7 protein-coding genes are annotated in these 13,196 nt (G+C 66.7%); 3 read left to right on the forward strand and 4 right to left on the reverse strand.

From position 1 onward, the window contains the following. Window positions 1–272 precede the first annotated feature (272 nt). Window positions 273–1,511, forward strand: a complete 1,239-nt coding sequence (locus OCT49_RS38600) for a hypothetical protein (RefSeq protein ID WP_283856858.1) — start codon at window positions 273–275, stop codon at window positions 1,509–1,511. A gap of 318 nt (window positions 1,512–1,829) precedes the next feature. Here OCT49_RS38600 and OCT49_RS38605 read toward each other — a convergent pair whose 3' ends face one another. Then, on the reverse strand, window positions 1,830–2,159 hold the full coding sequence (locus OCT49_RS38605; RefSeq protein WP_283856859.1) for a hypothetical protein: 330 nt from the start codon (window positions 2,157–2,159) through the stop codon (window positions 1,830–1,832). 207 nt (window positions 2,160–2,366) lie between these two features. Between OCT49_RS38605 and OCT49_RS38610 the strand changes: the two genes are divergently transcribed. After that, window positions 2,367–2,765, forward strand: a complete 399-nt coding sequence (locus tag OCT49_RS38610) for a hypothetical protein (RefSeq protein WP_283856860.1) — start codon at window positions 2,367–2,369, stop codon at window positions 2,763–2,765. A gap of 69 nt (window positions 2,766–2,834) precedes the next feature. Next, on the forward strand, window positions 2,835–3,134 hold the full coding sequence (locus OCT49_RS38615; protein WP_283856861.1) for a hypothetical protein: 300 nt from the start codon (window positions 2,835–2,837) through the stop codon (window positions 3,132–3,134). Between the two features lie 114 nt (window positions 3,135–3,248). Here OCT49_RS38615 and OCT49_RS38620 read toward each other — a convergent pair whose 3' ends face one another. The 3 genes from OCT49_RS38620 to OCT49_RS38630 all read right to left on the reverse strand — a co-directional run bounded on the left by OCT49_RS38620 (window position 3,249) and on the right by OCT49_RS38630 (window position 5,507). Then, on the reverse strand, window positions 3,249–3,686 hold the full coding sequence (locus OCT49_RS38620) for a hypothetical protein (RefSeq protein WP_283856862.1): 438 nt from the start codon (window positions 3,684–3,686) through the stop codon (window positions 3,249–3,251). Between the two features lie 722 nt (window positions 3,687–4,408). Further along, window positions 4,409–4,828, reverse strand: a complete 420-nt coding sequence (locus OCT49_RS38625) for a helix-turn-helix domain-containing protein (protein ID WP_283856863.1) — start codon at window positions 4,826–4,828, stop codon at window positions 4,409–4,411. Window positions 4,829–4,886: 58 nt separating this feature from the next. Beyond that, the gene (locus tag OCT49_RS38630; RefSeq protein WP_283856864.1) at window positions 4,887–5,507 is read right to left on the reverse strand and encodes a hypothetical protein; all 621 of its coding nucleotides are present in this window, start codon (window positions 5,505–5,507) and stop codon (window positions 4,887–4,889) included. Between the last annotated feature and the right edge of the window lie 7,689 nt (window positions 5,508–13,196).

The following is a 13,196-nucleotide window of genomic DNA, read 5'->3' on the forward strand; positions in this document are numbered from 1 at the left end:
GCCCTCTGCCGCCTGTGCGGCGCACAGCCTGCGTGCCTGGGCAGATGCGTCGGCCTGCGACTGTGAAGTGCGGTGGGATGACGCGCCCTCACGCCCGTCTCCGGCGCCGGGCCCGGGGCTCAGATCACACGATCCGGTGAACCGCCGAACTACGGATACCGCTGGCTACTTCCTGCGGGCGACATGGTGTCAGTCCCGGTTCCTACCGTCCGTTCCGTGACCACTTCATCGCCCCGCCCCCGGGAACGCTTCTGCCGAAGGACGGCCCCTGCATGAGTCTCAAGAGCGGAGTCGACAACCCCCGCAGCCCGCTGCGCCGGTTCCTGGACCGCGAACTGTCCGCCGGCGCCAAGCCGTTACGGGAATCCTTCCGGTCCCAGCACCGCACCGATCACGTCCTGCTTCCCCTGCCCGGCGTCGGCACCGAGGCTGGCACCGCCGGAACGGCAATCGACACCCGGCTGCGCCTCGCCTTCACCACGGCCGCGCCCGTGGACCTGGCCGCCGCGATCGGCATCGAACTGACCGGCGGCATCTGCCAGGCCGCGGGCCTGCGGATGCGCGCCGTCGGCAACGAGCTCGCCGCGCGGCTGACGTACACCGTCCACGCCCTGGACCTCGCCAACCGAAACACCCCCATCGACCGTGCCCACGACGAGGAGGAGGACCTAGCCCGTCTCCTCATTGCCGCGGCCTGGTACCAGGTGCTCGCCCGCACCCCAATTGGCTTCGCGGACACCCCGCTGTCCCTCGCCGCGCGTGAAGACCCCGGCTCCTTCACCCTCGACCGTCTCCTGCAGCTCCCGCACCGCGACTTGGTGGCCGACGTCGTAGCTCAGCTCCACCACGCCGCGGACAGCCCCCTGCGCGCCCTGCGCGCTCGCACCCGGCCCGAGGACTGCACACCTGGCCCCACATTCTCCAACGCGCAGATCACCGCCGACGCCGACCTCGTGGCCGACGGACTCCTCATCGACTTCAAGAGCGACAGGCACCCGCACCGCTTCCCCAAGGCAAGCGCCTGGCAGCTGCTCGGCTACCTGCTGCTCGACACCGCCGACCGCTACCGGATCGACACCCTCGGCTTCTACCTCTCCCGCTCCGCCGTCCTGGCCACCTGGCCGGTGGAGGAATACCTCGACCTGCTCGGCACCTGCCGCCGCGACCTCACCGCACTGCGCACCGTCTTCGCCGAACTCCTCGCCGGCTGCGACGCCGACACCGAGCCGTACACCCCCAAAGACGAAGACCACGTCCAGCGACTGCTCCGGAAACTGGCCCCGGTCATCAAGGACGGCCACTGCCCCACCTGCGCCCAGCCGCTGCCCTCATCCACCCGCCGCCCACGCAAGTTCTGCACCACCTGGTGCCGCAGCCGCGACCAGGCCATGCGCCGCAGAGGCCTCCTCCCCGACGGCCCCACCCCATCACTGCCGCACCTGAACAAGGAACGCCTCGAGCCCGGCGAAGGCTGGCAGGTTGTGAGCCTCACACCCCGTTTACGCAGGTAGACAAGGGGAGCTGTGAGACTGTGAGGCGAAGTTCGCGCCCGCACTTCTGACCTCTGACAGGGGATCTCGCTCGTTTATCAAATGGCCTTGACGGCCGGTGGGTTTCTAACCCTTGATCTCGACTGATGGGTCTCGTCGGGGCGGGGTCGTGGCTGTTGCCGCCAGAGGAAACCAGTCGATCGCGCCGGTGAGTCCAACGCTCTCGCCGGCCCCTCCTGACACACGAGCAGCCTCCAACGAGGCGGTCAAGATCATCTGTCAGAGGTCACCCAAGTCAGGAGGCGGGGTGGCTGAAATCGACCCGCAGCTCCTCGGGCATCACTTGGAAGACAGGAAGGCGATCACAAGGAAGATAAAGATGATCAAGCCGATTGGAAGTCCGTTCGATGACTCCCTGGAGACGGTCGGCTCTTCGGGTACGGCTGGTTCTTCGGGAAGAATTTCCCGGGCGACCTCGTACTCGACGATCCGGTCGCCTGCCTTGGGGCGCAGGCCGCCGTGGACTTCTTCGCGGTGCTCGGCGCGGCGTTTCTCCGCCCCTTCTTTTTCTGCCGAGCCCTCCGAGTCCCCAGTGCACTGATCACACTCGTACCTGTAGTTATAGATGATCTTCGCATTGCCGGGATGCTGCTCCCGTTCATCGCTCACGCGTGGAGGATAGCCAGATCAGTACGCACCGTGATAGCTCGCACGCTAAGAGTGACGCGTTGCACATTGTTCGGCGGCCCTCCTGACACACCGGCGGTCTCCAGCGAGACGGTCAACCGCACCCGGTAAACGGCCAAGATCATCTGCCGCGGGTCAACTTCCGTACGCCCTGGCCCGGTCCGTCGGCGCGCGGGACGATGATGGGTCGTGGGTACCCGCGACCAGGACCAGGAGCACGCTGTCGAACAGGCGCGGCCGCCACTCACCGCAGCCCTCGCACGGGAGATCACGGCCGGGCTGCGCGAGGCGATGGACGACGTCCGGCGCTCCGCGGCGGTGCTCGCCACCCGCGTCTGGGTGCCTCTGGGGCACAGCAGCTGGGAGTCTTACTGCCGGGTGGAGTTCGGCATCAGCCGCACGCAGGCGTACCGGCTCCTCGACATCGCCCACGCGCTCGCCGCGATCCACGACGCCGTCGCCGCCGGCCCCGAGACGTCTCGCACGCGAGACAGCGATCCGGCCGTCGCGTCCGCGCTCGACTACGGCCTGTCCCAGCGCGTCCTGATCGCCGTCTCCGCCCGCGCGGACACCGTCGCGGAGCCTTGATACACCCACCGCCTCGCCACGCTCGCCCACAGCGGCCTCCAGGACCTCGACGGGCCCACGGTGCGCGCCGTGGTCCGCCAGGTCGTCCGCGACGTCCGCACCACCCCGGCCCCCCGCCCGCCGAACCGCCGGCCGGACCCGACTGTCGCCGCGCTGCGCCGCACCGTCGACAACCTGGTCGCCAGCACCCAGGCGATCGGCGAGCTGATGCTCGAAGTCGCCCCGGCCTACCTCTCCGACACCGAGGCGGCGACCGGCGCCCTGGCGCTGCTGTGCGAGCAGATCGGCGAACCCCTCGAGAACGGCCTCGCCGCCCGCCGCTACGCGATCTCCGGCGACCGCCGCGCCCTGCACGGCACCGTCCTGTGAAGCCGCTGCCGCCCCGTTGCTGCTGTGAGGCACACAGCCCGTTTCCCCAGGCGGGCGGGGATCCTGTGAGGGTGTGAGGTGAGGGTCCGTGGCAGCCGGGGCTGCCAGTGTTGTTCAGCTGGCCCGCAGGACCTCGTTGCGCAGCGCGCGCAGCAGGGTTAGGGCGTCTTGGGTGTCGGCGTCGGTGAACGCGTGGATCGCCAGGAGGATGGATCGGGCGATTGGCTTCGCTGCGGCGGGGTCGTCGCCCGCGAGAGCGGCCTGGGTGTGCAGGGCGTCGGTCAGGGCGAAGACCATGCGGGCCATCGGATCGCTGTTGATCTCCGCGACCAGTCGGCCTGTTTCGTCGTAGTCCGTGGTGGCGTCGATGCCGACCGCGGCGACCAGGATGCGGTGGAGCGTGTGCTGCCCGTAGGCCGCCAGCAGCGCTGGCAGCGGGCGCTCGCCATCGCCGCCCGCCAGGATCTCCAGGACATCGTCGTCGTCCCCGACGACCGCCTCCAACGCGGCCAGGGACCGCAGGTGTTCGTCGTCGGTCAGCTCGATGTCCATGGCCCACAGAGTAGGCCAACACCCATGTACACCAGCGGAGTTCGCCACGAATCCACCCGAAAGCACCTGACATCCTGCAGCCACCGGCCAAAGTGTGGTACCCGGCGGCTGCTGCTCCTGGTCGTGCTGCACACAACTGCATGCAGAAGCAGTTACCCGGTGGAGTCCGGCGAATGGCGGTGGCTGTCGTTGAAGGGCTGCAGGGTGGTCCCGGGGTGCAGCGCAGCATTTGCATGGGCCAGGCGGCACACAAGTGCTGCACGGGTAGCAGGCCGGCCCCGGCCGGTGCAGCACGGCCAGCTGCTGCACGCTGCTCGGACCCGTTGCTACCCAGTCGACGTCCGCTGCTCCAGGGCCAGGCAGCAGGACCACGGGCCCGTTCCGGCGGCTGCGTAACAGCGCAGATCTGCCATGTCCGGCAGGAGATCCATGCACGGCTGCTGCATACAGCGCCCGTGCTCCGAGGAACCGCCGTTTGTTCTGCTCCTTCAGAACAAACCGGTTCACCTGGTGCTACCGGCCGCCCGCTGTTCACGGTGGGCGAGGGCCGCGGAACGGACGACGTTTGTTCTGCTCTCCCAGAACAAGCCGGTTTACGTAGTGCTACCGGCTTGATCGCGTGCGGGCATGAAGAAGGCGCCGCACCTGGGGCGCAGCGCCTGTGTGTCTTCGCGGGGCCAGGAGGCCGTTGGAGCGTCGCTCAAGGCCCTCGGTGGGGTTGTTCAGCCGGTGGCGGCGAGATTGGCCGTCTGGGCGGCGAACCTGGCCCGTCGCTGTTCGGTAAAGCGGCCGGGTTCGGCGGCTCGGATCTCCGGGACCTCCATGACGGGAGAGGAGACGGCGCCTCCAGTCAGCAGCGGGTGGAGCTGGTAGAGGCCGTCTTCCAGGCTCCAGACGAGTCCGCACTCGCGGAGCTCCTTGAAGCCGCGGTTCACGGTCGGCTTGCTGGCGCCCAGCTCACGTGCCATCTCGTTCTGGCTAATCGCGGCGGTGCCGGTCTCCGGGTCGCTGAGGTACAGAAGCTGGTCCAGGACGCGGCGGCCGGCGGTGGAGACGTCGACCAGGGCCAGGAGGCGCAGGACGTCACGAGCCATCGTGACGGGCGCCTCGGTGGGAGGGCTGGGGACGTAAGAGCTGCTCACGGAGCCTCACCACTTCCGATCAGGTCGACGCTGTATGTCGAGGATATGCCGCGCGAGGTCATGCGCTCGCCTTGCGTACAGGCCGCTTCTGCCGCAGCGTGACGACCTTCTCCCTGCGGCGGGCGGCCTCGGCGGCCTTCTTCTCCGCCTCTCGGGCCTGGCGCCACTCGGTGGGGTAGTCGGAGTGCGGGATGATGCAGGCCGGGCCCTCCGCGCTGTTCCACAGCGCCTGCCACTTCTCCTGCTCGCCGGAGGTGCCGGCCACCGTGAGCCACGGGTTCAGCTGGAGGATGCCGCGCTTGGCAGTGCGCATCCAGCCGATGTGCGCGAAGAACTGGCTGGCCTCGTTCACCGAGGCGGCGGACAGGTTGCACCGGGCCTGGAGGTCACGCTGGTTCGTCTTCACGAAGCCGCGGGCGGCGGCCCGGAGGTTGTCGTCGGCGCGGTTGGCGTTCTGCAGCGCCACGAGCTTGCACCAGACCTGGAACCAGGACCCGGGCATCTTGAGACTGCCGAGAACATCCATCAGCAGCCGGGCGTCCAGCACGTAGCCGCTGCACCCCGCGCTCGCGGCGAACTCGCGGCCCTTGATCTTCTCCACGCCCAGAATCAAGCCGCCCTTGCCGTCCGACCTCGCGACAACGCGCTCGCCGGGGCGGACGATCGGCAGCTGTTCCATCAGCACAGTCCTCCAGAGATGATCAACGTTTCGGGGAGCACGGTAGCACTAGGTAAACCGGTTTGTTCTGGAGGGGCAGAACAAACGGCGTCTCAAAGCCAGCTGACGTGGCGTCAGTTTTCGGGGGTTTTTGTTCTAGGTTTCCAGAACACCCGGGACGCGTTTGTTCTGGAAACCTAGAACAAACGGTTTCACATCACCGCAGGTCAGAGCCGGTTTCGACGCGGAACGCTCTTATGTGTCACTAGAGCCCGGCTGCTACACGAACCCCCGCCAACACGCCGCGGGGAACAAGCAGCTGGCAGCAGCGGGTGTGTTGCCGCCGACAACGACCGGATCGGGGAGACCGGCCCCGTGGCTGAGCTCGCTTCGCGTGCCGCGCCGCGCCCTGGTGCGGGTCGTGGACAGCAGCAGCGGTACTGAGTCTCGGGTGGTACCGGCCGTGACGCTCAAAAGCATGGAAGAGTGGTCGGCGCCGGTGGACGGTTCCGCCGCCCGGCCCTGGGGGGCCGTTCGGCTCCGGTACCTCCGCGCGTCGAATTTCGACACTCGCATATCGGAGCTTCCGTTCTGTGGCTGAGGTATCAATGGCGGCACAATGATGAATTCATCCGGTAGCTTTTGGCCAGGGTGAGGGGTGGTGCAGCAAGGACCCAAACCCTACACAGCTGTATTTCCTGATGCATTAAGCTGTCTACGTAGACGCTCACATGGGTGATGCGTCACCACTTTCGGCCCCATAGTGTCGGATTGATGTGTATTCTGACGGAGTACTGATGAACGTGAGGGCGGTCTGAACCCGGCCCCTCACGTTCATCAATACTCGGAAGTCGAGATACATCAATCCGACACTGGGCCGAAAATGATGACGCATCACCCCATAGTGTGTCTACGTAGACAACTATGTAGGGTTTGAGGTCACTATACCCCAAGCTACAGTTCAGTTCATCCATTGTGCCGCCATTGATGCCTCAGCCACAGAACTGGAAACCCATATACGTGTCAGAGGCCGACGCGCCGAGGTACCGAGGCCAGGGCCAGCGGCAGGCTGCGACCCTCTGTGCAGGCGTCACGGTGGCCACCCAGACTCACAGCTACCCGCCTGACTACAAAGCTGCTCAGCACGGGGCCGATCCAGTCGTTGTCAGCAACAACTACACCCCGCTGCCTCCCATGCCCGCGGCACATATGAGTGGCGGGGGGTTCGTGAGCCCAGCAGCCCGAATATAAGTGACATAGAAAGCATTCCTTGTCAGGTGATCTGAAACCGTTTGTTCTGGGTTTCCAAATTCGGCCCGTCCAGATTGTTCTAAGAAACCCTAAGACAAAAACCCCAGCTGACCTTACGTCCAGCTGAAAGCAGACGCGTGCATTCTGCCCTCCAGAACAAACCCAGTTTATGCCTACCACTATGATCATCTCTGGAGCTGTGCTGATGGAACTGGCCTGTCGGCGCGTGCGAGAGTGATCAGTTGCAAGAGGCGGCCCAGTTATCAGGCGTGGAAATATCAAAAATTGCGGATTCGCCGCAGGCTCTTGTAACCCGTGCTGTAGATGATGATTCTCGGCGATTCGAGATCCCTGTTCCAGATCTGACCGCAAGCCGTGGCGCCAGGCCACCAACCGCGCCGACAGCCTGGCCGCCGCCCGCGGCTTCGTGAAAATTGGCTGACCTCCAGGCCCTTGTATCACCTCAGTGAACAGACCCGGCCAGTTCTTCGCGCACATCAGCTAGTGCCCTGCTAAGCGCAGCCCTCTCCAGCTGAGAACCTGCGCGATGACCCCGACACTCATGCAGGAAGGTGGCCGGAGCCAAGCGTGGAACAGCAGGAAGTGTTATCGTGCCCACCGAGTGGCACCAGGCACAGGTACCGAGAACCGCCGCCGCCCCGAGAAAAGATCTCGTCCACCCCTTCGCATCAAGCGGCACAGGCGGCCTGACCTCGTGCGCTCATCTCGACATGTCGACCTGATCAGAGAGATGTGAGCTCCGTGGCTTATCTTCCACCAGGCGCCCGTCACGATGGCTCGTGACGTCCTGCCTCTGGCCTAGTCGGCGATCTCCACCGCCGACGCCGGCGTCCTGGACAGCTCTGCCCTCAGCGACTGAAGCGTACCGGATGGCCTGTGGGCCTCCTTGCTCGACCGTCGAGCTGGAAGCAGACGACTCTGCCCCGCTACTGACTGGAGAGCCGTCCTCTCCCGTCATGGTGTCCCCGGGATCCAGCCGCCGGAACACAGGCGACTACGACAGTGTGCCCTTGACGTTGTCGCTGCGCCGTGCCCGCCGAAACCTTGGCGACGCCTGGCCCACCGAGTTTACGCAGGCGCTGCACCCCAGTGCGGCGCCCCCACCCCGCGCTGTGTGGCGCTGCGTGGCCGGCTGGGGGGAGCAAGTGGGCGTCGTCCGTTCCATCGTGAACCAGCTAGCTTCCAGATGAGTATTTTGTTCTGAAGAATATATCACAGGGCGCTGTAACCGATGTATGCGGAACATGTACAGGCTGGCCGCCGGAACAGCCTGCCTGGCAGCGGACGATCGCTGGCTCGAGCAGCGTAGCGAGCTGGCCGTGCTGCCGGCCGAGACCTGTGCCGCCCGTGCAAATGCGTCGCTGCACCCCGACCTGCAACCCTTCAACGACACCGCCATTCGCCGAGCTCCACCGAACAACTGCTTCTGCATCTGGACAACGACACGACGAGCAGCTTACAGCCGCAGGTGCCGCTGGCCGGTAATCTCCTGTGCTTTCAGTGTCAAATGGCAGTATACCATGGGTGTGGCCTACTCTATGGGCCATGGACATCGAGGCTGACCGGCTGACAGTGCCTGCCCTGGCCGCAGTGGCGGCTGTCGTCGGGACGACCGATCCCAGGCGGCGATGGCGCTAGCCAGCGCTGCTGAAGGCAACACGCTCACCGCGTCTGTCGCCGCGGTCGCTTCATCGACACGCACCCTGGACTACGCTCTCGCCAAAACTGTCCCCACGTAATCTTCGCCCTGACAGACGCCCTGCGCGCCCAGCTCTCGCGGGCATCCTTCTGGCGATCCCGCGCGTGCGCCGACGCCGACACCCAGGAACGCCCTTCTTCGCTGCGCGCGCGTAGCGTCCTGCCAGGGTAACAGACAACGCTGCGGCCCGTACGGACCCTACCTCCGCGCAGGATCCCCGCCCGCCTGCGGCTGGCTGTGTGCCTCACAGCAGCAGCACTCACGGGACTGGTGGCGGCGAAATATCGGCGTAGCGGCGATGTCGATCCGTTGCTCGTCTGCTCGCGCGGCGGCGGCAGGCGCCGGTCTGCCTCGTGTCGAGAGGAGATCGGGCATCGGCTGGTCGCCTCAGTCTGTTCCAGTTATCGGAAAGCGAGTGCGCCGGCGTCGACCAACGAGGATGCGGCGCGTGTGGCCGCGGCGCCGATGGGCCGTCGAGTAGTGAATCAGGCTCCAACGATGTCGGCGGGCGATCGGGCAATGGCGTAATGGCTGGGTGTTCGTCAGTCAGCAGCGCGGCGATCTGCATGCGGGCCGAGGAGCCGGCGACGTATCGTGGATCGCGACGGCCGCGATGTCGGCGGTGATGCTCCCGCCCGACGGTAGACCGGCTGCTGTGCCCCGAGCGTACCCGAACAGTGGCGGCTGCACCGCCGCGAGCCGGACGTGTCATCGCCTCGCGTGTCTCCCGTGCCCGGGCCCGATGGCGAGCGCGCTATTCGACGGCCTGTCGCGGGCACCCGACCATCATCGTCCCGCTGCCTGGTTCCAAGAGGCATGCAGCCCGCGGCAGGTGGCCGTCACACCGGTGCGGTTGTCGCGCCGATATCGAGGGCCGCCGGCTCGCGGCAGCGTCATCGCGATCTGGCCATCTCCCCGAGCGACTGAACGAGACCAGCCTCCCGGCTCATGCGAGATCATCTGCCTGGCTACGGGTGCAGTGATCGGTATGAGATCGAGCTCGGCTGAAGGGCGGAGCTGCCGCGCCGAGCTGCGAGAGTCCGCGGCGTACCAGCAGGCGAGGCGACGGATCGTCTGCCGAATGCCGGCCCTATTTCGAAGAATATTGCCGAAGGCTACGGCCGCTCTCGATCGAGTGGAACTCGATCCGGCGATCATCGCCTCTTCGCTATGATCGCCTTCCTGTCGTCGTCTTGTCCCTGACTTGGGTGACCTCTGACAGATGGTGACCGCTCTCATGTAGTCAGGAGGAACCGGCGAGCGGCTTTTTTCCTCGACTGGACTCCTGGCGGCAACCCCCGACAGACCACATCAGTCGGATCAAGGGTTTAAATTACCGGTCGTCAAACCATTTGATGGCGAGATCCTGTCGGAGGTCAGTGCGGGCGCGGCTTCGCGCCACCTGCTCGCGGCTCGCTATCTGCCTGCGTAGTGTGTGAACTCTGTCGGCGGCGACGTTCCTTGTCGGGTGCCGTCGTGATGAGCCGTCGAGGAAGGACCTGCGGCGCTGTCGCGCCGGCACGCCGGAATGTGCGCTGGAAGAACGATGAGATGTGATCCCAGGCGATGGGCGATGGCGGTCGGCTGTCGGCGTCGCGGCCGGCAGGTTCGTGGAGCGATCCAGTAGTCGCGGCGGCCGTACCGAGTAGTCGAGATCATCCGCCGGCGAGTCGGCGAAGATCGGCGGTAACGATCGGCGATGTCGAGCGAGCCAGACAGCAGCTGCCGGGCTGAGGCGTGGTATGTCGCTCTTGAAGAGTCGATGAGATCGTCGACCGCGGGTCGGCGTCGGCGACGATCTGCGCGCGGTTGGAAGGGCCAGATGTCCTCAGGCCGAATGCCAGCGCGGGGCATCAGGCGGCGTGGTGAAACGAATGCTGAGTGTGAGGCAAGTGCTTGCGTGGGTGTCCGCGGTGAACCCGGGTTCGAGGCGCGTCAATGAGGTGGAATCTCCTCTGATAGGGCGACCGTCAGCCGCTGCCCGACGGCCTGGGCACGTCGGCGACGGCGAGCCGCCGGTCCGGTTGGCGCGACCGCCATGGTGGCGGGCGCGCCGACGGTCGCCAGCCTCGACCGCCTCGTCGCAGGCCGGAAGAGTTCCGTGGCGGCGCGGCATCTCGGCTCAGCGTCAGGAACTGGCGCGGCAGCGACCGTGTCGACTCATCTTGAGACTGTCGGCCGTCGTCGAAGAAAGGCGGTTCCAGTGTGCAGGCGGCAGGACGGGACTGCTCGCCGCCGAGGTAGCCAGCCGGCGATTCATTGTCTGGCGAGGCCGACAGACCTGAAGGCGTCGGCGCGTCATCTCGCCTTCGCGGTCGCGGGCCGGCGCTCTGCCGAGCACACGGCTGTGCGCCGCGAGGCGAGCGAGGGAGCCGTGAGGCGGCGTGAAGTACCTCTACGATCACTTTCCGTGCGCCGTTCGGTGGACCGGCGCCGTTCGGCTCGGCATCCGACGATGTGAGAGTACCAAAGCCGTGCGGCCTCTCTAGAAAGTTCGCGCGAACTCGGCTGAGCGGGCCAGCAGGCGGTATTCCGTGCGCCGACGTGCCTATCGGAGCATCGGTGAAGGCTCCGCGCGGCTGAGCGAGGTCGAAACTGGACAGGGCATCGAGCAGCCCGCATGAGGGGTATGCTGGCAAGAAATGATGGTCGCCAGTGCGATGGCCGTCTCGCGGAGCCAGGAGCCGACGAGCTGACCCGGTGCCTCGTGCCGACAAGCCTCACCAGCGTCTGCCTGAACGCCGGCCGCGCATCTCGCCGGCCGCGACCGTCGGCGCGACGGTGCTGCTGTTGCCCGTCTACATGTTCCTTGGTGCAATTCTTCAGTACTCTTTGGCGGCGCGATCACCGGACAGCTTCACCTCAGCGGGGCGATGCGATCGTCCGTTCGCGTGATTTCCACTTCCGGGTCACGGAAAATGTTTCTTTGTTCCGTCGGCATTCGCCCTGGTTAAACCACCGCTATCGGCCTGACCCGCGAAGGTGTATTCGTCGACGAGGCTAATGGCGTGGCGCCCGTGGTTTCGATGCCGGTTGCTGATAAAACATTTCTTCGCGCGCCCTGGCGAGAGGATCCTGGAGCTGCTTTCCAGCGGGGCCGCGGTCGGCCTCGGCGGGTTTTTGCGCTGGCCCTTGCGGCCTTCGGCGGAAGCTCGTCAGCAGGCTGTTTCGCCGAGTGGGCCTGGAATGCTGGGCAGGGGGTGTGGTACACTCTGGCGGCGTTGATCGCGTCGCGACCAGGGTCGTCATCGGCATCCGCGGCTGGATGTTGCGTGCGCAGTACTCTCGTCCGGCGACGCGACGAGGTGAGGCTCCCTGTTCCTCGAGTCGACCGCCCACGCTATCTCTCCCGCCGCCAGGCCCGGCGTGGGCCAGACAGACCACCGGCCCGCCGGGCCTCACGCTAAATGGGAGCTCGCCGGGCGGCGCGGTCGAACGGCGGCGGGCAGAACAACCCGGTCATCCGGGACATGTTCCCGCCCAGCTTGCGGTGCATTCCAGGCCTGGGGTGGTGTCAGCCACTCCGGAAGCCGCAGCCGCCTCCCGCTCCGCCTGTGGCGGCCCTGCAGGCGCTCACCGAACCCCGCCGACCGCCCTTGACCGTGGCAGCTGATCGCCCGGACAGGACGGCGGCCAGCGCCGCGTCGATACTGCTGTGCCGCTCCATCGCGGCATATGTACGTCAGCTAGTGTAACGCCGAGGTCGGCGAGGGTGTCGCGGATCTCTCGCCGATTCTCGAGCGGAGCACGACCTCGTGACGCTCCTGGGCATGGGCTGGCAGTGTCCGGCGGCGATGCCGAGCACCGATCAACTCGATGTAGTCCGAGATGTCGGGCCGACGAAGAATGATGAGGACGATTCGGCGGCCGTGAGCCGCGGCGGCCGGCTGTTGGTCAGGCGTCGTACGAAGAACGCTTCTCGTCGATGAACATGTCCGCCGGCCGCGCCTACGCGATCCTCGTTCAAAAACACCGCTTCAGCAGAGTTGACGTCGACGGCGCCGAGGTCGTCGGTTCCGTCCCCAGCAGCCGGGGATGACAACCCCGGCAGTTCCGCTGCGCGCGCGCGTCGTCCAGGCCGAGACAACGGTGGGCCGCGCGGAATGGGCATGCACCCCGAGGACGCAGGCGATGTCGGCGATATCTCGCCGCGCCGACCAGGCGCTCGTCGAGGCGATCCCAAGGGACAGGATCGCCAGCTACCCACAGCCCCGCAGGCCTGATCAACTGCCAGCGGGCCTTGATGACCTGCTTGACGACGGGTGATCTTCCGGGAAGCACGGGAAACGGCGCTGTCGTGGCCTCAGGCGCTCGGGTGTAACTTCACCCGCGACGCCGCCGTAATGCTCCTTGCCGCTCGCGTGGGTGCCTCGGCGCGCCGAGCCAGGGCTCGCGCGGCATCCCGCTCGACCGATCGGCCGCACCGCCGGTCGGCGGTGATCGCGCGATCCCGCCGTCACGCTGGGCCCGTCCTGCGTGACGACGGCGCAGCGCTGGTCGACGGCGACTGGCGAGCGAACGGCCTTCGCGGGCGCTGGCCCGCCGCCGCCGGACGCGCGGCACGACCGGCCGAGCAGAACGCCGCCGCGGCGGCGACCGGTTGGAGGCTGTGCGAAGTCGGCGGCTTCCATCTGCTCGGGGTGGCGCCGGGCCGGTGGTCGCCGTGCCGAGCCGCTGCGCGACGAGGCGGCGAGGGCGCCGTTGGCAGGCCGCTTCGCCGCGCCCCTTCAGCGCGCCGC

It is taken from the genome of Streptomyces sp. ML-6, assembly GCF_030116705.1.
GTDB lineage: Bacteria > Actinomycetota > Actinomycetes > Streptomycetales > Streptomycetaceae > Streptomyces.

Coding starts and splice junctions, on each gene's coding strand:
- OCT49_RS38630 (WP_283856864.1), bottom strand. CDS start 5,507: ATGGAACAGCTGCCGATCGTCCGCCCCGGCGAGCGCGTTGTCGCGAGG.
- OCT49_RS38620 (WP_283856862.1), bottom strand. CDS start 3,686: ATGGACATCGAGCTGACCGACGACGAACACCTGCGGTCCCTGGCCGCG.
- OCT49_RS38600 (WP_283856858.1), top strand. CDS start 273: ATGAGTCTCAAGAGCGGAGTCGACAACCCCCGCAGCCCGCTGCGCCGG.